20 protein-coding genes are annotated in these 23,410 nt (G+C 50.1%); 6 read left to right on the top strand and 14 right to left on the bottom strand.

The features are described from left to right. Positions 1-75: 75 nt before the first annotated feature. Genes folD through QUE62_RS05180 form a run of 3 tightly spaced genes read right to left on the bottom strand, consistent with a single transcriptional unit; the run spans position 76 to position 4,134 of the window. Positions 76-945 (bottom strand): bifunctional methylenetetrahydrofolate dehydrogenase/methenyltetrahydrofolate cyclohydrolase FolD, encoded by an 870-nt coding sequence (gene folD / locus QUE62_RS05190; RefSeq protein ID WP_286224852.1) that lies wholly within the window; start codon positions 943-945, stop codon positions 76-78. Between the two features lie 17 nt (positions 946-962). Beyond that, a complete protein-coding gene (locus QUE62_RS05185; RefSeq protein WP_215368546.1) occupies positions 963-1,595 on the bottom strand; it encodes a response regulator transcription factor in 633 nt (210 codons plus the stop codon). After that, positions 1,558-4,134 (bottom strand): PAS domain-containing sensor histidine kinase, encoded by a 2,577-nt coding sequence (locus tag QUE62_RS05180; RefSeq protein ID WP_286260964.1) that lies wholly within the window; start codon positions 4,132-4,134, stop codon positions 1,558-1,560. The genes QUE62_RS05185 and QUE62_RS05180 overlap by 38 nt, the downstream gene beginning before the upstream one ends. Positions 4,135-4,318: 184 nt before the next feature. Here QUE62_RS05180 and aceE point away from each other — a divergent pair, with 184 nt between their 5' ends. The 3 genes from aceE to lpdA are packed head-to-tail and all read left to right on the top strand — an operon-like array spanning position 4,319 to position 10,115. Next, positions 4,319-7,015 carry a pyruvate dehydrogenase (acetyl-transferring), homodimeric type gene (aceE, locus tag QUE62_RS05175; protein WP_286260963.1) on the top strand — a complete coding sequence of 899 codons (2,697 nt, stop codon included), beginning with the start codon at positions 4,319-4,321 and terminating at the stop codon, positions 7,013-7,015. A 7-nt stretch (positions 7,016-7,022) separates the two neighbouring features. Then, entirely contained in the window at positions 7,023-8,324 is a 1,302-nt protein-coding gene (gene aceF, locus QUE62_RS05170) for a dihydrolipoyllysine-residue acetyltransferase (protein ID WP_286260962.1), read from the top strand. 9 nt (positions 8,325-8,333) lie between these two features. After that, the gene (lpdA, locus tag QUE62_RS05165; RefSeq protein WP_286260961.1) at positions 8,334-10,115 is read left to right on the top strand and encodes a dihydrolipoyl dehydrogenase; all 1,782 of its coding nucleotides are present in this window, start codon (positions 8,334-8,336) and stop codon (positions 10,113-10,115) included. An 80-nt stretch (positions 10,116-10,195) separates the two neighbouring features. Here lpdA and QUE62_RS05160 read toward each other — a convergent pair whose 3' ends face one another. Then, the gene (locus QUE62_RS05160; RefSeq protein WP_286260960.1) at positions 10,196-10,759 is read right to left on the bottom strand and encodes a phasin family protein; all 564 of its coding nucleotides are present in this window, start codon (positions 10,757-10,759) and stop codon (positions 10,196-10,198) included. 153 nt (positions 10,760-10,912) lie between these two features. Between QUE62_RS05160 and QUE62_RS05155 the strand changes: the two genes are divergently transcribed. From QUE62_RS05155 to QUE62_RS05145, 3 genes are read left to right on the top strand one after another with little or no spacing between them, the layout of a single operon-like run. Continuing rightward, the gene (locus tag QUE62_RS05155) at positions 10,913-11,836 is read left to right on the top strand and encodes a histone deacetylase family protein (protein WP_286260959.1); all 924 of its coding nucleotides are present in this window, start codon (positions 10,913-10,915) and stop codon (positions 11,834-11,836) included. Then, positions 11,833-12,717, top strand: coding sequence for a DMT family transporter (locus tag QUE62_RS05150; protein WP_286260958.1), 885 nt, complete (start codon positions 11,833-11,835; stop codon positions 12,715-12,717). The genes QUE62_RS05155 and QUE62_RS05150 overlap by 4 nt, the downstream gene beginning before the upstream one ends. A gap of 43 nt (positions 12,718-12,760) precedes the next feature. Beyond that, positions 12,761-13,858 (top strand): serine hydrolase, encoded by a 1,098-nt coding sequence (locus QUE62_RS05145; RefSeq protein WP_286260957.1) that lies wholly within the window; start codon positions 12,761-12,763, stop codon positions 13,856-13,858. Between the two features lie 3 nt (positions 13,859-13,861). Here QUE62_RS05145 and QUE62_RS05140 read toward each other — a convergent pair whose 3' ends face one another. The 10 genes from QUE62_RS05140 to QUE62_RS05095 form a co-directional block, all read right to left on the bottom strand. Continuing rightward, the gene (locus tag QUE62_RS05140) at positions 13,862-14,668 is read right to left on the bottom strand and encodes an IclR family transcriptional regulator (RefSeq protein WP_286223025.1); all 807 of its coding nucleotides are present in this window, start codon (positions 14,666-14,668) and stop codon (positions 13,862-13,864) included. Between the two features lie 97 nt (positions 14,669-14,765). Further along, the gene (locus QUE62_RS05135; RefSeq protein ID WP_286260956.1) at positions 14,766-15,794 is read right to left on the bottom strand and encodes a quinone-dependent dihydroorotate dehydrogenase; all 1,029 of its coding nucleotides are present in this window, start codon (positions 15,792-15,794) and stop codon (positions 14,766-14,768) included. Beyond that, positions 15,787-16,548 carry an arginyltransferase gene (locus QUE62_RS05130; RefSeq protein WP_286224842.1) on the bottom strand — a complete coding sequence of 254 codons (762 nt, stop codon included), beginning with the start codon at positions 16,546-16,548 and terminating at the stop codon, positions 15,787-15,789. The genes QUE62_RS05135 and QUE62_RS05130 overlap by 8 nt, the downstream gene beginning before the upstream one ends. Next, positions 16,545-17,282 (bottom strand): leucyl/phenylalanyl-tRNA--protein transferase, encoded by a 738-nt coding sequence (gene aat / locus QUE62_RS05125; RefSeq protein WP_286260955.1) that lies wholly within the window; start codon positions 17,280-17,282, stop codon positions 16,545-16,547. Before aat ends, QUE62_RS05130 begins: the two co-directional genes overlap by 4 nt. A 15-nt stretch (positions 17,283-17,297) precedes the next feature. Beyond that, positions 17,298-17,852 carry an NUDIX hydrolase gene (locus QUE62_RS05120; protein ID WP_286260954.1) on the bottom strand — a complete coding sequence of 185 codons (555 nt, stop codon included), beginning with the start codon at positions 17,850-17,852 and terminating at the stop codon, positions 17,298-17,300. Then, the gene (locus QUE62_RS05115) at positions 17,849-19,663 is read right to left on the bottom strand and encodes a bifunctional chorismate-binding protein/class IV aminotransferase (RefSeq protein WP_286260953.1); all 1,815 of its coding nucleotides are present in this window, start codon (positions 19,661-19,663) and stop codon (positions 17,849-17,851) included. Before QUE62_RS05115 ends, QUE62_RS05120 begins: the two co-directional genes overlap by 4 nt. Positions 19,664-19,667: 4 nt before the next feature. Further along, the gene (locus QUE62_RS05110) at positions 19,668-20,246 is read right to left on the bottom strand and encodes a peptidylprolyl isomerase (protein WP_286224838.1); all 579 of its coding nucleotides are present in this window, start codon (positions 20,244-20,246) and stop codon (positions 19,668-19,670) included. 39 nt (positions 20,247-20,285) lie between these two features. Next, positions 20,286-21,581: a Y-family DNA polymerase gene (locus QUE62_RS05105; RefSeq protein WP_286260952.1), complete on the bottom strand. Its 1,296-nt coding sequence runs from the start codon at positions 21,579-21,581 to the stop codon at positions 20,286-20,288. 6 nt (positions 21,582-21,587) lie between these two features. Then, positions 21,588-22,034, bottom strand: coding sequence for a LexA family protein (locus tag QUE62_RS05100; RefSeq protein WP_286223017.1), 447 nt, complete (start codon positions 22,032-22,034; stop codon positions 21,588-21,590). Between the two features lie 57 nt (positions 22,035-22,091). After that, entirely contained in the window at positions 22,092-23,399 is a 1,308-nt protein-coding gene (locus QUE62_RS05095; RefSeq protein WP_286260951.1) for a replication-associated recombination protein A, read from the bottom strand. Positions 23,400-23,410: the final 11 nt, after the last annotated feature.

Here is a 23,410-nt window from a genome sequence, read left to right as displayed (position 1 = left end):
AGCAAATAGCCGAATATCAATCTATTTCAACTAGAAAACCAAAACAAATGAATCAAAACTTAGGGGAAGTAAAAACTAGCTAAGCTTACTCACTGGCTTGGTACTACGCTCAACCGCCTCTAAGGTATTCATGAGGAGCATGGTGATGGTCATGGGACCAACGCCGCCTGGTACGGGGGTAATCCAACCTGCCACATACTTGGCCGTATCAAAATCCACATCGCCACAGAGCTTGCCATCTGGTAGGCGATTAATACCCACGTCAATGACAACCGACCCTGGCTTGATCATATTGCCAGTAATCATCTTGGGTTTGCCAGTTGCAACCACGAGGATATCCGCCTCTTTAGTGTGAGCTGTGAGATCTTTGGTCTTGCTATTGCAAATCGTGACCGTGGCGCCCGCTTGAAGTAAAAGCATTGCCATGGGCTTGCCCACAATATTGGATGCCCCAATCACAACCGCACGCGCACCACGCAGTGGGTACTCAATGCTCTCGAGCATCTTCATGCAGCCATAAGGTGTGCAGGGCTTAAAGAGTGGGGCGCCGACCATGAGGGCGCCAGCATTAGCCACATGAAATCCATCAACATCCTTCTCGGAAGCAATCGCCTCCAAGACGCGATCAGCAGCGATATGCTTAGGCAAAGGTAATTGCACCAAGATCCCATGAATACTTGGATCTGCATTAAGAGTCGCAATGCGCGCTAGCAGTTGGGCTTCATCAAGCTCCGCAGGGTAGCGCTCCAAGACCGAATGAAATCCTACATCCTCACAGGCTTTCACTTTATTGCGAACATACACTTGGCTCGCAGGATCATCTCCGACCACAATCACAGCCAATCCGGGACGCACACCTTTGGCGGTCAGAATGGCCGAGCGGGTTGCAATCTCAGCCCGAAGTTTTTTTGAGAGAAGATTACCGTCAATCAGTTGGGCTGGCATCGCGCTTACTCGAATGATTAAGAGAGTGCCAGACGTAGCAGGTCGGCAACAGTGTTGACGTTGAGCTTCTCCATGATGTTGGCACGATGTGCTTCAACGGTCTTAATAGAGATGCTCAGATCATCGGCAATTTGTTTATTCAGACGACCTGCCACAATGCGCTCCAAAACCTGGCGCTCACGACCGGTGAGTTTGCTCAAGAGGCTCTGTGTGTTCTTACGTTGATCTGCCTGTGCAAAATCCACGCGTGCCTTGGTGAGCATCCGTTCAACTAGCGCACACAGTTCATTTTCTTTAAAGGGCTTCTCAATAAAGTCGACCGCGCCACGTTTCATGGTGGATACCGCCATCGAAACATCCCCGTGACCAGTGATGAACGAAATGGGCATCGGTAAGTTCTCGCTGATGAGACGCTCTTGGAGCTCAAGACCCGACATGCCGGGCATACGTACATCTAATATTAAGCACGAGATCGTCGACTTATCGGTATTTTGGAGGGACTGCAAGAAGCGCTCGGCACTGGCATGGCAACGGACGGTGTAGCCGTTACTCTCAAGTAACCAGGTCAGAGAGTCGCGCACTGCCTCATCGTCGTCAACCACATAAACGACTTCAGCCTGGGTTGTTTTCGGTGGATTGCTCATGTTCATTGCTATTTCCTATTGACGCCTTTGTTATTTGATTAGATTCCAACGGTAACAGAATTGTAAAGGTGCAGCCGACTAAGCGTGTGTGCTCGGTATCCATGTGATTTTTGGCCCACAGCCTACCATGGTGGGACTCGATGATGGAGCGGCAGATATTTAGGCCCATGCCCATTCCATCGGATTTGGTGCTAAAAAAGGGTTCAAACATTCGGTTGAGAACCGACTCGGCGATGCCGGCCCCAGCATCGGTCACCCGAATCCGCAGCATGCTGGGGAAGGTACTGGTTTCAAGGTCAGCACTGATCTTCACTGGTGGGGCTGACCAGCGTGAGGAGAGGGGGTAAACCTCGCGCAGGCTATCTAAGGAGTTTTTCAGGAGGTTGACCAAGACCTGCTGAATCAGAACAGGGTCAAGCTCAACCTGAGGAATATCAGGGGCTATCTCGGAAATAATCTTGAGGCGGTGGCGATTTGCTTCAATCTCCACCAGACCAACAGAGTCAGCGATGATGTCACCAATGCTGCATAACTTACTTTGCGGCTCACTCCGTTTTACAAAGCTACGAATGCGCGAAATGATCGTCCCTGCCCGATGTGCTTGGTCGCTGGCTTTTTCTAATGCGGGGACTAGTTCGTTGGAGAGCGGATTTTGGGTGCTCGATAGCCGCTTAGCAATTCCCATGCAATAGTTCGAGATCGCAGAGAGAGGTTGGTTGAGCTCGTGTGCGAGTGAGGACGCCATCTCACCCATGGTGGTAAGACGGCTGGTAAATTGCATCCGCTCTTCCTGTTGTCTGGCGAGCTCCTCGGTATTCTTGCGCAGCGTGATATCCGTAGCAATCAGTAACTGTGCCAGGTGACCATCCACCCACGAAATATAACGGCGCCGCACCTCGTACCAATGCGTCGTATCGCCTCGTAACTGAATCTCCTCAGATTCAATTTCATTGGATTGTTTTAAGGCAGACGCGGGGAGGCCTGCTAAGGCATCGACGTTATCACCTTCAAAATGGAAGATGGAAGATGGATCCATCTCATGGCCGGTTAGATCAATATGCCCCTTGGCGGTATCACCAAAGCGCTCACGGTAATAGCGATTAGCAAAGAGCAGTTCGCCAGTTTCAATCGAGACCACCGATACGGCCGCATCTAAGCCCTCAAGCACTGTGACAAAGCGTTCTTGAGTAGCCGATAATTCTTCTCGGATCTTTTTGGGTTCTGAGATATCAATCACCGATGTCACCCAACCGGTTTGCTGGCCCTTATCATTAATTAATGGGGCTATGAAAGTACGTGTTGCAATCCGAGTTCCATTCTTACGCTGAATCGTGCCCTCGATCCCATTCTTCGCATTACCCTCAAGCGCCCCAGCCATCTTTTGCATTAATTCTTCGTGAAGCTCGGCTGGCCAGAATGGAAAGGGCGGTTTTAATCCAAGCAACTCCTCTTGGGCCCAGCCGGTCATTTCAGAAAATGATCGATTGACATAGGTAATGCGTTTTTCCATATCATGCGCCCGAATTCCGACCGGCATGGAGTCTTCTAGCACCCTACGGAAGCTACTCTCAGTTCGTAAGTTTGCTTCAGTGAGTTGACGCACTTGCATCTGTTTTAGAACCGACCATAAGCTCCAGACCACAAAAGCGGATAAGCCAATCACAACACCCAGCAGCATCCGAAAGGTGAGGTCAGTTGGAGGTGGATAGGTATCCACGCGTAACATAATGTTGGGGCCCAGTGCACCAAAGTCCAGACTCGTTTCATTACTGAGTGAGCGCGTGGGTGTATCGCGATCGGATGAGATGGCGAGCACTCGATTATCTTTACCAATTAAGGAGTAGCGGTGCTGGCTCTTTAGCTCGGGTGGAATAATGTATTGCAAGATCCCTTGGCTCGAGTACATCACAGCTAATGCACCTGTCGCTTCCCCATCTTTGAAAATTGAAATAACCTCCCAAAAAACCGATTGACGCTCACTCATGATTGGATCGTCTTTGGGGACGGTAATACTAATTACCTGACTATAGGCGGGTCGATTAGTCTCACGACTTAAGAACAGAGCTTTCTTTAATTCTCGATCAATATCGGTTGCTTGGGGCACGATATCAAACCATTCATGATTACGAGCGGGGGGAGGGACCATCCATTGCCGCCACTCGTTATCGTTTAACCAGATGAGCTGCAATATCTCGGGGTTCCCTAAAACAAAGGACTCGATTTGAGCTAAGACCTTGTCACGTGCGGCGCGATCATTTTGGGTTTGGGCGAGATCACGACTAAAGGATTGCAAGGCTTCACTGTTATTGATAAAGCGCAGCTGAATCCGCTGCTTCACCAAACTTAGTTCACGAAAGAGGGAGCCCTCTTGTTGTTGTCGCTCTTGAACTTGCAGCGTTCCAAGAATGATGGCCATCACCACCAAAAAGATCACAATCGCCATTAGTGGCGTGTAAACCAAGCGCGAACCAATAAAGCGCCGGATCGAAGGCATTCGTTTGAACGCTTCGTAGAGCTTTACCTGCAAGGAGTTCCCAGTAGCCAATCCAAGGGTCTTTCTAATTAGAGGAAGTTCCTAATATAAAGGGCTTTGCACTGCAATATTATTCCATATAGTGATAAAGATTACCGGAATGTGGAAAATTAATTGTCACAATCGTCACCTGTTCTTAGAATATTAGCCATAGAGGGACACAATCCCTCGTCACAGATTAAAACGGAGGCAAACCATGGCAGCTGTACCCGAGCAAGTGGCAGGTCAAATGAATCCAATGGATGTTGATCCAGTTGAGACCAAAGAGTGGTTAGAAGCACTCGATGGCGTGATCAAGCATGAGGGCACGGATCGTGCTGCGTATCTGATTGATCAGCAAATCGCGCATGCGCGTGTGAATGGTGTTGATCAACCCTTTCATGCAGAAACACCCTATATCAATACGATTCCGGTAGAGATCCAAGCGCGAATTCCAGGGGATCAAAATATCGAGCATCGAATTCGATCCTTTACTCGGTGGAATGCCATGGCGATGGTATTGCGCGCCAACAAGAACACAAACGTTGGCGGGCATATTTCTTCCTTCCAATCGGCTGCTACCTTATATGACGTTGGATACAACCACTTCTGGCATGCGCCGTCCGAACAACATGGCGGCGATTTAATCTTCGTCCAAGGACACTCGGCGCCCGGTGTATACGCTCGTGCCTATATGTTGGGACGCCTAAGCGATGAGCAGCTTAATAATTTCCGCCAAGAGGTGGATGGCAAAGGCATTTCAAGCTACCCCCATCCTTGGCTAATGCCTGATTTCTGGCAGTTCCCCACGGTATCGATGGGCCTTGGTCCCATCATGGCTATTTATCAAGCACGCTTTATGCGTTACCTCGAGGATCGCGGTTTTGCGAAGACCGAAGGTCGCAAAGTGTGGGCCTTCTTGGGCGATGGTGAAACCGATGAACCCGAGTCGCTCGGTGCTATTGGTATGGCGGGCCGCGAGAAACTCGACAACCTCATTTTTGTGGTGAACTGCAACCTGCAGCGCCTAGATGGACCGGTTCGTGGTAATGGCAAGATTATTCAGGAGCTTGAGAGCGAGTTCCGAGGCGCTGGTTGGAATGTCATCAAAGTGGTTTGGGGCGGTCATTGGGACGCACTTTTTGCCCGCGATAAGAATGGCATCTTGATGCAGCGCTTGGGTGAGATTGTGGATGGCGAGTACCAGACCATGAAAGCCAAAAATGGTGCCTATGTCCGTGAGAAGGTATTTAATACTCCGGAACTAAAAGCCTTAGTGGCCGACTGGAGTGATGAGGATATTTGGAATCTCAATCGCGGTGGCCATGATCCCCATAAAGTCTACGCCGCGTTTCATTCGGCTGTGAACCATCGTGGTCAACCAACAGTGATTTTGGCGAAAACCATTAAAGGCTATGGCATGGGTGGCTCGGGTGAGGGCATGAATATTGCTCACCAAGCGAAGAAGATGAGTCATGACGATGTGGTGCGCTTTAGGGATCGCTTTGAGATTCCGGTAAGCGATGAACAATTGGCTGATATGCCCTTTGTGAAGTTCCCAGAGGGCAGCCCCGAACTGGAATATATGCGCTCACGTCGCATGGAGTTAGGTGGTTATCTGCCACAGCGCCGCACAAAAGCTGAGAGCTTACCAGTGCCTGCTTTGGATGCCTTCGCGCCTCTTTTAGAAGCAACGACTGAAGGCCGTGAGATCTCAACCACCATGGCCTTTGTGCGTTTACTCAATACGGTGGTGCGCGACAAGACCATTGGTCGCCGAGTTGTACCGATCGTGCCTGACGAGTCACGTACCTTTGGTATGGAAGGTATGTTCCGCCAACTTGGTATCTGGAATCAGTTAGGACAGCTTTACACCCCAGAAGATCACGATCAGTTGATGTTCTACAAAGAAGATAAGGCCGGACAAATTCTGCAAGAGGGAATTAACGAGGCCGGTGGCATGTGTGACTGGATTGCAGCCGCGACATCATATTCCACCCACGGCGTGCCGATGTTACCGTTCTACATCTTCTATTCGATGTTCGGCTTCCAACGCATTGGTGATTTAGCATGGGCTGCTGGGGATATGCGCAGTCGCGGTTTCCTTCTTGGTGGTACTGCCGGTCGCACGACTCTGAACGGTGAAGGCTTGCAACACGAGGATGGCCATAGTCAGATCTGGGCGGCAGCCGTGCCGAACTGCGTGAGCTATGACCCCACCTTTGCGTTTGAGTTAGCGGTTGTGATTCAGGATGGTATGCGTCGCATGCTGACCGAGCAAGAGGATATCTATTACTACATCACCTTAATGAATGAGAACTATGCTCACCCAGCGATGCCTCAGGGTGCTGAGCAAGACATTATTAAGGGAATGTACAAGTTGCAGTCGATGGGTGACGCAAAAAATCCATTACGCGTTCAATTACTCGGTAGTGGCACGATCTTCCGCGAAGTGATTGCTGCTGCAGAACTATTAAACCAAGATTGGGGAATTGCTTCGGATCTATGGGGTTGCCCCAGTATGAACGAACTTGGGCGGGATTGGAATCAAACCAACCGCTGCAATCTACTTAACCCAACTGCCACACCGAAGTTATCGCATGTCGAGCGCTTACTGAAAGATCATCAGGGTCCAGTCATTGCTGCCACCGACTACATGCGCATGTTTGCAGAGCAAATACGTCCAGCGATTCAGAACCTGGGTCGTCGTTATGAGGTGTTGGGAACCGATGGCTTTGGTCGCTCCGATACACGCGAGCAACTGCGTCACTTCTTTGAGGTGGATCGTCACTGGATTACGGTCGCTGCACTGAAGTCCTTGGCCGATGATGGGAAGATTGATCGCAGTAAGGTTGCACAAGCGATTACGAAGTACCAAATTGATCCCAATAAACCCAACCCCATGAAGATGTAAGGCCATCATGAGTCAATTACTTGAAATCAAGGTCCCCGATATTGGAGACTATCAGGATGTGCCGGTCATTGAGGTGCATATCAAAGCAGGTGATCGCGTTGAGAAAGAGCAATCCCTCATCACGCTCGAGTCCGATAAGGCAACCATGGATGTGCCATCCTCGCATGCAGGAGTGGTGAAAGAGGTGAAGGTCAAAGTGGGCGACAACATCTCGGAAGGTGGTGTCGTGCTCTTATTGGAAGCAAGTGATGCGAGTGCATCTGCGCCCGCTGCCTCTGCAGCTCCGCCAGCCCAAGTTGCACCGGTTGCCCCAGCACCCACACCAACACCCCCGCCAGCAGCGATCCCTGCTGCAACTCCGGTACGAGCTGAGCCAGTAAGCTCAATTGATGGCGCAAGCCATGCCAGCCCATCGGTTCGTAAGTTTGCCCGTGAGTTGGGCGTAACGATTGCGCAGGTTAAAGGCACAGGCCCCAAAGGGCGTATTTCACAAGAAGATGTGCAGGCCTTCGTTAAATCTGTAATGACTGGTACGAGTGCGCCGGCAAGTCAAAGCCCAGGCGGCAGTTTAGGAGGCCTCAATCTCTTGCCATGGCCTAAGGTTGACTTCAGTAAATTTGGTGAGACCGAGCGTCAACCGCTCTCCCGAATCAAGAAACTCTCAGCTGCTAATTTGGCACGTAACTGGGTGATGATTCCGGCGGTTACTTATCATGAGGATGCCGATATTACCGACCTTGAAGCGTTTAGAGTGCAGACCAATAAAGAGAATGAGAAGCAGGGCAGCAAAATTACGATGCTTGCATTCTTGATTAAGGCTTCGGTTGCCGCATTGAAGAAGTACCCTGAGTTCAATGCTTCACTTGACGGCGATGATCTCGTTCTCAAAAAGTATTTCCATATTGCCTTCGCAGCAGATACGCCTAATGGTCTGGTTGTGCCAGTGATTCGCAATGCGGATCAAAAAGGGATCTTCGAGATTGCCAGAGAGACTGCAGAACTCGCAGCGCTTGCACGTGAGGGCAAGTTAAAGCCCGAGCAAATGCAAGGAGCCAGTTTCACGATTTCATCCTTGGGTGGCATTGGTGGTACATACTTTGCGCCCATCATTAATGCTCCTGAGGTAGCGATTCTGGGCGTTAGTAAAGCTGCCATGAAACCCGTTTGGGATGGCAAAGCCTTTGTGCCGCGATTAATCTGCCCACTATCACTCACAGCGGATCACCGAGTAATTGATGGGGCGTTAGCGACGCGCTTTAATGTTTACATTTCGCAGTTACTCGCCGACTTCCGTCGCGCTGTTTTGTAGGAGAAGGTGATGAGTCAACATGCGATCGTAGTGCCTGATATTGGCGATTACTCTGATGTACCGGTCATTGAGGTTTTGGTGAAAGTTGGTGATGCAATTGAGAAAGAGCAGCCACTGATTGTTCTGGAGTCCGACAAGGCCACGATGGAGGTCCCCGCGGATCAGGCGGGTGTCGTCACTAGTCTTGCGGTGAAAGTGGGTGACAAGGTAAGTAAAGGTTCGGTGATTGGGCAGCTTGAAGTATCGGGTGCAGCATCATCAGTTACTCCAGCGACTACAAAATCATCTGTACCACCAGTACCACCAGCGCCACCCGCAGCCATTCCAGTTCCCGCTGGCGCGTATCAGGGTAAGGTACAGCATGAATGCGAAGTACTTGTCTTAGGTGCCGGCCCCGGTGGCTATAGTGCCGCATTTCGGAGTGCAGATCTTGGTGCGAATGTCATTTTGGTCGAGCGCTACCCAACCCTCGGTGGCGTTTGCCTCAATGTGGGCTGTATTCCATCCAAAGCACTCTTGCATACCGCAGCGGTGATGGATGAGGTGAAGCACATGGCCAAGCATGGCATTGAATTTGCTCCTCCCAAAATTAATCTCGATCAATTACGCCAACATAAAGAGGGCGTGATTGCTAAATTAACTGGTGGTCTAGCGGGTATGGCTAAGATGCGCAAGGTCAATGTCGTCAGAGGTCTCGGACGTTTTCTGGATGCTCATCACGTTGAAGTGGATCTATGCACAGGCAGTGGGCAAGATCTATCGGGTCAGAAAGAGGTGATCCGTTTTCAGAAAGCCGTTATAGCGGCTGGTAGTCAACCCATTGCCTTGCCCTTTATGCCCAAAGACCCCCGGGTGGTGGATAGTACGGGCGCATTGCTATTAAAGAGTATTCCGAAGCGGATGCTGGTGATTGGTGGTGGCATTATTGGTTTAGAGATGGCCACCGTCTATAGCGCACTCGGCTCTCGCATCGATATTGTGGAGATGATGGATGGTTTGATGGCTGGGGCTGATCGTGACCTCGAGCGCGTTTGGGAAAAAATGAACGCGCATCGCTTTGATCACATCATGCTCAAAACTCGGGCGGTTCGTGCAGAAGCCAAGCCGGATGGCATTGAGGTTTATTTTGAGGGTGAGAAGTCACCAGGCAGTCCACAACGCTACGACCTCGTATTAGTAGCAGTAGGGCGTACCCCTAATGGTAAGAAGATTGATGCAGGCGCTGCTGGTGTGCAGGTTGATGAGCGCGGATTTATTCCCGTAGATGCACAAATGCGAACCAATGTAGCCAATATCTTTGCGATTGGCGACATTGTTGGACAACCCATGTTGGCGCACAAGGCCGTGCATGAAGGCCATGTAGCAGCTGAAGCAGCGGCTGGTCAGAAATCCTACTTTGATGCGAAGCAAATTCCGTCGGTAGCCTATACCGATCCCGAGGTTGCCTGGGCCGGTCTTACCGAAGAGCAGTGCAAAGCACAAGGGATTGCCTATGAGAAAGGTTTATTCCCATGGGCGGCCAGTGGACGAGCAATTGCCAATGGTCGTGACGAAGGCTTTACTAAATTGCTCTTCGATGCCAACACCCATCGCATTATTGGTGGAGGCATTGTGGGAACCAATGCGGGTGACCTCATTGGTGAGGTGTGCTTAGCCATTGAGATGGGAGCCGATTCGGTCGATATTGGTAAGACTATTCATCCGCATCCAACCCTAGGGGAGTCCGTGGGATTGGCAGCAGAAGCACATCATGGATCATGTACCGATTTGCCACCCGCCAAGAAGAAATAGCGCGCAAATAGATTTGCTTCTCTTCAGTACTATGAAAAAACCCCGCCGTAGCGGGGTTTCAACTTCAATCGTTCTATAAATTACTCAGAAGACTTCTTCGAGGCTTTTGCTGCTTTACTAGCCGCTTTGGTTACAGTATCTGCTGCATTTTGCATATTGGCTTGCGCCACTTCCATCGCGTGCTTGATAGCCTTTTGGCTGGTCTCATAGCTGTTGTTTGCTGCCGCGATTGCTTGCTTCATCATTTGCACGGCAGCATCTGACCCGGCCGGAGCGTTTTTGGTCCACTCATCAACCATGGATTGCAATTTTTTCTGGTTAGCAGCGAACTCTGCCTCTGCCGTTTTGGTAAACGCATGGGAGCTATCTTGTGCAATCTCATAGAGATCACGACCGTAGTTCATCATGCGCTCAGCCATTGGCTGAATCATTTCAGCTTGCTGGGTAATGAGTTGTTGAACATCGCGTACTTCTAGTGCTTTCTTGGCATTGCTCATGCTCTCGCTCAAACTATTCTTGGCGATTTGCATATTGAGTTCAACGAGTTTCTCAACGCTTTTGAGGGCTTGGTTGGTAAGACCGGCAAGGGTCTCCAGATTAGCCTTTTGGGCGGCCGCAATTTGTTCTGGGGTTAGGTTCATCATGGACTCCTTTAGTTAAATGGGGAGACTGGTTATAGTCATCATACCTTTGATTATAGGAGAAGATTTGTTGCGTCGCAACAAAAAATATTAGCCGTAAGGTTAATATTAATAATTCAATATAATCAGTAACTTATACAATAAACCTTAGATTCCTTGAAAGCCTTCTACAGCGATCACTTTGTATTACCCTTGCCCGCGCGGCATCGGTTTCCGATGGCGAAGTACAAGATGCTGCGAGATTTGGTTGTTGATCTTCCAAATATTCAATTACTTGAAGCGCCTCAGGCAAGCGATACGGAACTCCTCCTAGCTCATGACGCTTCCTACCTGCAACGGGTGATTGCCGGAACCCTGACCGAGGCAGAGCAGAAAGAAATCGGATTTCCTTGGTCAGAGAAAATGGTGGAGCGTTCCCGCCGCTCGGTGGGTGCCACGATTGCCGCATGTCAATCTGCTATCGAGGAGGGTGTCGCAGTCAATCTAGCGGGTGGTACCCATCACGCCTACCGTAATAAGGGCTCGGGCTTTTGCGTTTTCAATGATGCTGCGATTGCGGCGCGGGTGCTGATGAAGTACCCAATCGGTCCTCAAAGAATCGGCATTCTGGATCTCGATGTTCATCAAGGCGATGGCACGGCAGCGATTTTGCAACATGATCCTGCGATTTGCACGGTCTCGATCCATGGTGAGAAAAACTATCCATTCACAAAAACGAACAGTGATCTGGATATTGCCTTAGCCGACGGTAGTGGCGACACCATCTATTTAGAGGCCCTCGAGCAGGCCCTCGAGTTTCTTGCAAAACATGACATTGAATTTCTGATTTACTTGGCCGGTGCCGATCCATTCGAGGGTGATCGCTTGGGACGCCTAAGACTCACAAAAGAGGGACTAGCGCTACGTGATCAGCGCGTCATGGCATTTGTGGGAGAGCGGGGTATCTCCATCGCCATTGCGATGGCAGGAGGGTACGCTAATCCAATTGAGGATACCGTGCAGATTCATTATCAAACGATCCAAATTGCAAGTGCGCATCAGCATAAAATGAGAACCTCCAAATCTCGACCCTCTTCATGAAGTCAGCCACTCCAATCGAGGCATTTGCCGCGCCATTATTTGTATTTATCTGGAGTACGGGCTTCATCATTGCGCGCTTTGGTATGCCATACATGGAGCCCGCCACATTTTTATTCTTACGCTTTACTGGCGTATTGCTCGTGATGGGTCTCATCATTTTGTTCTGGAAACCCATCTGGCCCAACCGCAGCCAGACCATCCATATTGCAGTCGCTGGAGTGCTATTGCAATTTGGCTATGTCATGGGGGTATGGAGTGCGGTGCGTTTGGGGATGACCGCTGGACTGATCGCATTGATTGTGGGGTTGCAACCCATCTTAACGGCGTGGAGTGCGTCATGGGTTGCCGAGCGGGTTAACTATCGCCAATGGCTTGGTTTGGTTTTGGGCATTGGTGGCGTGGCTTTGGTGGTGGCTGATAAAACCAGCTTTTTAGATATTCCAGTGAGCGCCTATTCATTTGCTATTGCCGCCTTATTTGCCATTACCTTTGGTACGCTTTACCAGAAAAAATACTGCCCAGATTTTGATCTTCGGGCTGGATCGATGATTCAGTTTTCGATCTCAGCTCTCTTGTGCTTGATTGTTGCCTTGCTCTTTGAGACCCGTGAGATTGTCTGGAATGCGCCAGTGATTGGGGCCTTGCTCTGGGGCATTTTGCCCACCTCGATTGGTGCAATTAGTTTATTGTTTATTTTGATTCGTAAGGGTGCTGCCACCAAGGTTACGAGTCTTTTATATCTAACACCACCCACCACAGCGTTGATGGCCTGGATACTATTTGATGAACCCCTGACTCTCATGATGCTAGCGGGGCTATTGCTAACGATGACTGCGGTGATCTTGGTCAACTACCAAGGAAAAATACCAGCCAAGCGCTAATCCAGTTATTATTATGCAACTGTACTGAATTCTGGGATTTAAATTGAGATTGATTCAAGCGTTTATTAATTCAGTTACTCGTCATTTGTCTGAACAGCAGACAAGGGCCCGACGCCCCCTCCAGATTCTCCTCCTTGGTATTCTTAGTATCACTCTTGGTGTTACTGAACCAGCATTGGCGCAGTCTTCAAATAGTTCCCAAGCGAATAAACCTAAACAGAGCACGCAAGCAAAAAAGCCCGCCACGGCCCAAAAACCCAAGTCCGCCAATCCTAAGCAGGTTCGGACTACGGTCAATCGCCCCAAGAATCCCCCCCAGGCCGCTGGTCGTCCATCATTTGCAACTGCCATGGGGTTACGAAACCAACCCGATGATCTCAATCTCAAGTCGAGTGTGGCGATGGTGGTGGATCAGCACTCTAAAGATATCCTCTTTGAGAAAAATCCAGATGTCAGCTTGCCTATTGCATCCATTACTAAACTCATGACCGCGATGGTGGTGCTTGATTCCAACGCACCACTGAACGAAGTTCTCACGATTACCCAAGAGGATGTGAAGATTTATGCTAAATCCCGCTTGTCTTTGGGGACCAAGTTGACCCGTGAGGAAGCACTCCTCCTAGCGTTGATGTCCTCTGAGAATCGCGCCTCGTATTTATTGGCTCGTAATTATCCAGGCGGTGCGAAGGCCTTCGTCGAGGCCATGAATCACAAAGCCTATTCTTTGGGAATGACCCATTCCAACTTTACCGATCCAACCGGTTTATTGGCGACCAATGTATCGACCGCTGAGGACTTGGCCAGAATGCTGGTTGCATCTTATAACTACAAATTGATTCGGGAGTTCTCAGTGTGGCCCGATACGACCTTGGTCATTAATAAACGCCCACAGGTATTCCTAAATACCAACCGACTGGTGCGCGCGGGTGATATGGAAATCGGCTTGCAAAAAACGGGGTTCATTAGTGCGGCCGGTAAGTGCTTAGTGATGCAAGCCAAAGTAAACGGCCTACCCATACTGCTCGTGTTCTTGGATTCGGTTGGAACCCAATCGCGCTTTGCGGATGCCGTTCGGGTACGAGACTGGATTGAAAGTTATCAGCCTGGTGAGCCCAAGCCGATTCGCCGCCTGACAATGTAGAGACTAGTCGGTTTTAGAGCTGGTTTGGGGTTTATATCCCAGACCCTTAGAAATCTGTAGCGCAGTTTCTTGTAAGGCCTTGAGCCAATCGGGTTGCATGCGATCGGTTGGTGAGCTCAGTGATAGACCTGCCACTAACTTACCCGTGTCATCCAAAATGCCAGCCGCGAGGCAACTCACTCCGAGCTCAAGCTCTTCGTTATCCCGTGAGTGGCCCACATGGCGAACACTACCAAGCTCACTCTCAAGCTTCGCTAACTGTGTGATGCTGTTGCGCGTATGGCCGGCAAGACCCGTTCGGGTAGCATAGGCGCGTACTTGATTGGGGTCATCGACCGCCAAGAATAATTTACCAACGGAGGTGAGATGTAATGGGGCACGACCACCAATGGCGCGCACCACTTGCATCCCAGAGCGTTCACTATAGGCACGGTCGACATAGACAATTTCATCACCCTGACGAACCGAGAGATTGACGGTTTCCCCGGTCAGCTTATGAAGGGCTCGCATGGGCAGTTGAGCAGCTTCTCGAACGGATAGACGCTCTTTGACCAAATTACCAAGCTCTAAGAGCCGTAAGCCTAATTTATACGTTCCACCATCACCACGCTCGACTAAGCGACAGGCAACCATGTCGTTGAGAATGCGGTGCGCCGTAGAAGGATGTAATCCGGTTTTTTGAGAGAGCAGTTTGAGGCTACTCGCTTCTTCCTGATCGGCCAAACAATCAAGCAGGTTCATCATGCGCTCAACGACCTGAATTGCCGTCTTGCCAACATCACCGGAGTTTTTGGTTGCCTTGCTATCCATATTGATGATTGTAATGAGTTTTTACAGCGTTGCGTATTGTGAAATCTAATAGTAAATCAACCGGAGCAATTCAACAACTAAGGGACGGATGAAGTCTCTAGGGAAAGGCCCGGACGCAATCTGCAATGAGTTTAGGCCCTTGATAGATGAGCCCCGTATAAATTTGCACCAGACTAGCGCCTGCATCGAGTTTCTGTTTGACGTTCTCGCCAGACAGGATGCCGCCAACCCCAATAATGGGTATACGGTTATGAAGCACCTGAAATAAATCATAAATCGTTTGATTGGAGCGAGCCAAAACGGGCGACCCTGAGAGACCCCCAGTTTCATGACCATGCTCGAGATCCTCTACACCGGTGCGTGCAATAGTGGTATTCGTAGCAATCACCGCATCGATCTCAAACTCCATTAAGAGCTCAGCAATCAGCCTAAGATCAGCGGCCTCAAGATCTGGTGCAATTTTAAGAAAGAGTGGCTTGCGCACGCCTAACTGATTACTTAAATCTTGACGGGTTTGGTGAAGCGCTTGTAATAACTGGCGCAACATCGTTTCACCCTGAAGATCGCGCAAGTTTTTGGTATTTGGTGATGAGATGTTAGCCGTGATGTAGCTTGCTACTGGATACACCTTGCGCATGCAGGTCACGTAGTCATTAGCAGCATCTTCGATCGAAGTGCTGGCGTTCTTACCAATATTGAGACCAATCACGCCACCCTCTTGGTAAAACCGAGAGCGTTTGACACGTTCAATACAGGCATCAACCCCATCATTATTAAAGCCCATGCGATTAATTAAGGCGTTTGCACTTGGCAGACGAAACATGCGCGGCTTGGGATTACCTGGTTGTGGTAAGGGGGTCACGGTGCCAATTTCTAAGAACCCAAATCCAAGGCTTGCAAGTGCGTCAATATGTTTGCCATCTTTATCTAAACCGGCAGCCAAACCCACTGGATTACGAAATCGTAAACCGCAGAGCTCAACCGGCTTGATGATGGGTTTGCCAATTAAGGCTTTCAGAAGTCCGCAGCGCTCTAAGCGATCTAGTTGTGCGAAGGAGAAGTCATGAGCCTCTTCGGGGTCCATTGAGAACAGCAGGGGACGAACAAGCGGGTAGGTATTAATCATCAGTAAGCTGATGCGGCAACAAGGGTTGCCACTGATCGTTGATCAATCCTTCCAGTGGTTGAAATTTAATCTTGTATGACATTTTAGGGCTTTGTGCAATGTAGTAGCCCAAATATAAATAGGGTAGACCCAGTTTTTGAACCTGATCAATCTGCCACAAGACACTATAGGTACCATAGCTCGTACCTGCCTGACTGGAATCATAAAAGGTGTAGACCGAGGAAATGCCTTGCTCCAAGACATCAATCATGCTCACCATCCGCAACCGCCCGGGATGTGGATCATTCGGACCATCCCGAAACTCTACCATGCGCGAGTTAACTCGGCTTTGCAATAAGAACTGTGTGTATTGCTCTTGATTGTCGTGCTCCATCAAGCTGGAGTGATGACGGGTTGATTGATACTGCTGATAGAGTTGGTAGTGCTCGTCAGTAAACGCAAGGCTTAAGACCTGAGTCTGCAATCCGGCGTGTTTTTGCCAAGCGCGGCGTTGACTGCGATTAGGAGTAAAGGAGGCTACTGGAATACGTGTAGCGATACAGGCCTTGCAATGATCGCAATAGGGTCGATAGGTATAAGAGCCGCTGCGACGAAAACCCGCATTCACTAAATTGCTATAAACATCGGCGCCGATGGAATGCGTAGGGGTGGCAACTTGCGAGCGAGCAATTTGGTTGGGAATGTAGCTACACGGATAGGGTGCTGTGGCATAAAACTGGATTGCCGTAATCGGTAGTTCATGGACACGGCTCATCGCAGGTATCTCTCTAGAATGAACTTATCCATTACCCATTTTTCTTGGATTGGGGTGGATACCGCACGCTCGATATGCCCTAAAAACTCAGAGCGGCTAATCGGCAAGGCACCCAAAGAGCGAAGATGGGCGGTTTCTTGTTGGCAATCAATGAAAGTCACTCCATGATCGTAGCACCATGCGCACAAGGCTGCTAAAGCAAGCTTAGACGAGTCCCGAACCCGAGAAAACATCGACTCTCCAAACACCATCGCCCCAAAAGAGACGCAATATAGGCCACCAATGGCGTGCTGATTCTGCTCCACGGTGATGCAATGAGCATGCCCTTGCTCATGCAATGCTGTGTATGCATCCATGATCTCATGCGTAATCCAGGTACCATCTTGGCCTTGGCGCTCGGTGGTGGCGCAGGCGCGCATTACCCCCGGAAAATCATGATCGACTTGCAATGTCATACTTGGATCATCCAAGCATGCGCGGATTGTTTTGCGTAATGACTGACTAATTTTGAGATTCGCGGGCCTGAGAGTCATGCGCGGGTCAGGTGACCACCACAAGACGGGCTGATGATCGGAGTACCAGGGGAAAATACCGCTGCGGTAAGCACGCTCTAACTGTCCAGGATAGATTCGTTCACTCACTGCGAGCAATCCCGGCACCTCTGGGTCAGGATCAGGCTGGGTGAGTGGGTTAGGGAATGGATCGCTTGGGCCAAGCCACGGGATGGTACTCATGATCAGTGATGCAATTTACTCAATGCGCTCACCAGGCAAAATATCACGCGAGCGCGTTCGGCCTTGCAAGATCCCACCGCTACGGAGATCCTCAAAATACCATTGCAAGGTCTGCTTCACGGTCGGAAAGGCAAGCTCCGACCAGGGGATTTGTGCTTCGGTAAATAAGCCGACCTCTAAACTCTCGATACCCGCTTCAAAGTGGGGTGTGCGCATCTGCGCTAAATAAAAGAAGTGGACTTGCTCAACATGTGCCACATTTAGAAGTGAGAAGAGGGGGCCAATATCAACATGCGCACCTGCCTCCTCGAGGGTCTCGCGGGCAGCGCCGTGTTCAGTACTCTCACCAACCTCTAGAAAGCCTGCTGGCAGAGTCCAGTAACCATGTCGTGGTGCAATCGCACGTCGACATAGAAGGACTTGATTCTCCCAAATGGGAATGGTGCCAACTACATTGCGCGGATTACGATAATGGATCTCTCCGCATTGCGCGCAGACATGACGCATGCGAGTATCGTCAGGCGGTATTTGCAGGCGGACATTGGAGCCGCAGGAGGAGCAGTAGTTCATAAATGAGCCGGGATCATTCCGCGCAAAGCATTGCATAGCATTATTTCATTAGCATTAGCCACCTGGGTAATAGTCAGGTTGGCCTCGCGGGCATTCATACTAGGATCAGCCAAGATGACCGATCGCATCACACCCGGCAACACACCTGCCGATAGCGGTGGTGTGAGCCATGGACCATTGACATCTTCACGGATCAATACGCTAGTACGACCACCTTCGGTGACGTGCCCATGCTCATTGATAAATAGGGCATCAAAGCCACCCAGCTCAACTGCCTTGTGCCAGGCGGCATCGTAGATCACACGTTCACTAACCTTGTGACGCAATAAGGGGTTATGCGACTGCATGGTGAGTTGCTGTGGTGTGTAATCGCCTTGCAAAATCTCATGGGCCCAAAATAATTGAACAGGACCGGGGAGCTTCTCAATGATGGAATGCGACAGTGATAGTTGGCCTGTTGAACTTAAATCAATCCGTACCCGATGAATAGAATCGTGCGCCAAATCTGCTGCAGCTGCTTGCACCATATTCTGCAAGACTTCGTCATCAAATTGAATTCCTAAATTACGAGCTGAGCTCGATAGGCGCTCGAGATGCTTTGACCAATTTGCAATTCGGTTGAGATCGCAACCGCGATCAAAGCGGATGGTTTCAAAAATCCCTACACCGCTTGGCAGGCTCGTTAAGAATGATGCCTTGAGTTGACATTCTTGGTATTCCGTATCAGCATCAGAGTCTATGGTAATTCCGGCGCCAACACCCAAGACAAACGACGATGAGTCGGATTCTGAGTCGTGATCCATCTGCAGCGTGCGGATTGGCACACTCATCGCAAAGTCACCGTTGGGATCAAACCAGCCTAATGCCCCACAATACCAGCCGCGTGGTTGATCTTCTAGCGCTTGAATAATCTCCATACTGCGTTTTTTGGGAGCCCCAGTTACCGAGCCGCATGGGAATACAGCTCGCAACACATCCTCAATCCGAAGATTAGCTCGCGGCTTTGCTTGTACGGTTGAGGTCATTTGCAAGACCTGACCGTGTTGCTTGACCTCAAAGAGTGCGGGAACATGAACCGATCCGGTTTGTGCAATGCGCCCCAGATCATTACGCAGGAGATCCACAATCATGACGTTCTCCGCTTGATTCTTGGGATCATTGGCTAGCTCACTGGCCTGTGCCAAAGTTGCATCGGCCGTGCCCTTCATCGGTTCTGCTATTAAGGTGTCACCAGAGCGTCGAATAAATAGTTCGGGGGATTGCGATAAGACTACTTGATGGCCATCTTCAATGAACGCACCATAACGCCCCGGTTGCCGCTCTCGCAAGCGCGCATAGAGAGCAAGGGGTGAGCCATAGGCTTGGCCATACACCCGGTAGGAGTGATTAATTTGATAGGTATCGCCCGCTGCAATCCATGCTTGAATACGCTCAATATCCTCGGTAAAACGTGCGTGATTGATTGAGTCATGCCGATTGAGGATGCCACTGGGAGTTGACTCAATGACTAGGCGATCGTGTAAAAACGCATCGACCGCCTCTTTGGAGAGTTTACTGACCTCAGCAAAGGACCACGCTCTGAGTAAAGGCAGTGGTTCAGGGTGCTTACACGCAATGCCTTGCCAGTAATAACCAAGCTCATAGGCAAAGAGTGCAACCACATATTGACCCTGACCGAGAGCGGTCTCGATACTATCAAAACAAGTATCTAACTCATTAAATCGATTGACACACCACTCGTGTTGGACGTGTTGATAGAGTCGACTGGTGGGTTGCTCCCGACTACTCTCAACATCGTCTAACAATAGCATTGGCTTATTTGAGGATGGTGACTGACTCAATCACGACGGGCGTATTAGGCACATCGGCCATGCGACCGCGTGGGGTTGAAGCAACCCCGGTTGGGACTTGCTTAATCTTATCAATGGTTTGTGTCCCTGAAATCACTTTTCCGAAGACGGTATAACCGCTTCCCATCGCATTCGGAAAATCCAAGCCTGGATTATCTTTGACGTTGATGTAAAACTGCGCAGTTGCTGAATCGGGATCCGAGGTTCTTGCCATGGCAATGGTGTAGATCTGGTTCTTTAAACCATTTTGTGCTTCAGAGACCACCGGTGGCTGCGTTGGTTTTTGTACCAGCTCGGTGGTAAAGCCACCACCTTGCACCATAAAACCATTAATTACGCGATGGAACACGGTGCCGTTATAGAAACCGCTCTTTACATAGGTCAAAAAATTATTGACGGTCTTGGGGGCTTTATCGGAGTCAAGATCGACAACGAAGTTACCGAGATTGGTCTTAAATTCTACTTTGGGTCCTGCGTATGAGAACCCAGAGAGGGTAGCGATACCAATCGCGAGACCAAGCGAGAGCCAAAATTTGCGCATCATATTTCCTTTAATTGCAATGGTTATGGATGCTTCATTGTATTAGCGATTTGCGCATGCCTGCGCAAGTTCATGCCAGGCCGTGGTGTAGTTGGGGCTGCGCTGTGAAGAGCGCATGGTCCACTGCGGACGCAAACCAGCGGCTGCTAGGCGCAGGGTGTTGGAGCCGTACTCTTGATTGAGTCGATCCATCACTTGCATGAGTTGCGATGAGCGCTCACGTTGTGGCAGATTGCAAAAAAGATCGCCAAGATCCTGACCCGCTGGGTGCAGACCTAACAACATCACACCTGCTTTCTTATATGCAAAGCCAGGACGATAAATACGCTCAATACCTGCGCTAGCGTATTTGGCCAAGACGCGTGTGTCATCCGTGCCTACCAATAGGGGGATGGTCATGCTCTTGGCGTATTGGGGATCATGGGGTGCAAATGGATTCGTGCGCAGATAAACCAGAAGATGGGAGCACCACGAACCTTGTTGGCGCAATTTCTCGGCGGCGCGCGTGACATAACTCACTACTGCTTGGCGTAGCTCATCGAGTTGATGCACGGGCTTACCAAAACTTTTGCTCGAGATAATTTGGTGCTTACGCACTGCCTGATGGTCTTCGGTATCCTCTAAATCAAGGCAACTAATCCCATTGAGCTCATGCACGGTGCGCTCAAGCACTACACCAAAGCGTTTACGAATCAAACTAGTTGGGGCATATTTCAGGTCGCATACGCTCCGTATACCGCATTGCTCGAGTTTGATCTTTAGGCGTCGACCCACCCCCCATACTTCACCAATCTCAATATCGGCCATTAAGGCATCGGCCTCCAGGCGATTGCAATGCGACCAACTAAATACGCCTTGATAGCGCAAGCGTTTCTTGGCAATGTGGTTTGCTAATTTAGCTAAGGTCTTGCTCTGCCCAATCCCAACGCAGGTTGGTAGTCCTAGGTACTGCTTAATGCGCTTACGTATTTGGTGGGCATGGGCTACCAAGTCATTTGGGATACCAGTTAGATCTAAAAAGCATTCATCAATGGAGTAGATTTCTTGGTGAGGTGCAAACTCCCCTAACAAAGCCATCAGGCGAGCGCTCATATCGCCATAGAGGGTGTAGTTGGAGCTGAGCCAAATGAGGCCGTGTGAGCGAATCAGATGTTTGGCTTCAAAGAAGGGGGCTCCCATCCGAATGCCGAGTGCGCGTGCTTCTTGGCTGCGGGCAACGATGCAGCCATCATTATTGGATAACACCACAACGGGTTTGCCTTCGAGACGAGGGTTAAAGACCCGCTCACACGAGACATAAAAATTATTGCCATCCACCAGAGCAAAGACAGGGCGCATGGATAACTACACCTTATGGATCACGTGCGCGACCACCCCCCAAATTTGTAGCTCTTGCCCCTGACGAATCTCAATCGCAGGGTAATCGGGGTTATCAGCGCAGAGCAAAATCTTGCCGCGTTGTTGATGTAAGCGTTTCACGGTGAGCTCCCCATCGAGCGCGGCAATCACGACGCGACCGTGACTGGGTTCAAGCGAGCGATCCACCACCAATAAGTCCCCATCATGAATCCCCGCCCCAATCATTGAGTTGCCTTTCACTCGCAAGAAGAAGGTAGCCTCCGGATGCAAGACCAAGTGTTCGTTGAGATCAAGGCGCTTGTCGTAATGATCAGCGGCGGGTGACGGAAACCCGGCAGGTGCGCGCCCAGCAATCAGGGGTCGATAGCAAGATCCACGCCGGATGGGGGCGAAGCACGAAGACAGCAGAGGGTTTAAATCAGGGGATTTCATATACTGTATATTTATACAGTATATAGTAATTTTGTTAGTTCAGAAACGGGCCATACCTTACGTTTTATTGGCCTGCTCATCCAAACTGCGCAAGAAGGCCATGCGTTCTGCAATCTTACTTTCAAGGCCACGCTCAACCGGCTCATACCAGCGCGGCTCTGCCATCCCTTCGGGTAAATACGATTCTCCTGCAGCGTAGGCATGGGGTTCATCATGCGCATAGCGATAGGCATGACCATGCCCGAGGTCTTTCATGAGTTGGGTTGGGGCATTACGCAAATGCACCGGCACTTCACGACTGCGATCGGTGGCAACAAAAGCGCGAGCCGCATTAAATGCGTGATAGCTCGCATTACTCTTGGGCGCCACTGCTAAATAAACCACAGCTTGCCCTAAGGCTAGCTCGCCCTCGGGCGATCCCAAACGCTCATAAGTCTGCGCAGCATCATTGGCAAGTTGCATCGCCCGTGGATCGGCTAGACCAATGTCTTCCCACGCCATCCGAATAATCCGACGTGCGAGGTAACGCGGATCAGCACCGCCATCGAGCATGCGGCATAACCAATAGAGTGCAGCATCGGGGTGTGAGCCGCGCACCGATTTATGCAAGGCTGAGATCTGGTCATAAAACTGATCACCACCTTTATCAAAGCGTCGTGCATTGAGATTGAGGGTGTTCTCAATCAGAGTCCGATCCACAGAAGTAATACCCTGAGTGCGGACGGTTTGTTGCAATTGCTCGACCAAGTTCATTAAGCGCCGTGCATCTCCATCGGCATAGGCCACGATGGTTGTTCTCGCATCGTCACTAAGCGTAACGCTTGGCAAAGCATGGTCGCAGGCACGCACTAAGAGTTGTCTTAACTCATCCCCAGTGAGCGATTTGAGAACATAGACCTGAGCGCGCGAGAGAAGGGCAGCATTGACCTCAAAGGAAGGATTTTCGGTAGTTGCGCCAATCACGGTGAAGAGACCCGATTCCATATGCGGTAGCAACGCATCTTGCTGACTCTTATTAAACCGATGGATCTCATCAACAAATAAAATTGTTTGTCGACCAAACTGAGCCATGTCATGGTGCGCCTGTTCAATCGCTTCTCGGATTTCTTTAACACCTGCTAAGACAGCGGAGATCGCGATGAAGGAATGATGAAAGGCTTGCGCGGATAATCGAGCAATCGTAGTTTTACCGACTCCAGGCGGTCCCCACAAAATCATCGAATGCGGTTGACCACTTTCAAAGGCTAAGCGTAATGGTTTACCGGGCCCCAATAAGTGCGCTTGACCAATCACTTCATCGATGGTCTTGGGGCGCAAGGCCTCAGCCAATGGCGCAATCGGTTTGGAGTCAAATAGGCTAGGCATGGCCTTGATAT

It is taken from the genome of Polynucleobacter sp. HIN9 (genome assembly GCF_030297635.1).
In the GTDB taxonomy this organism is placed as follows: Bacteria; Pseudomonadota; Gammaproteobacteria; order Burkholderiales; family Burkholderiaceae; genus Polynucleobacter.
The sequence above is the reverse complement of the archived record's forward strand: the minus strand, read 5'-3'. Positions and strand labels throughout refer to the sequence as shown.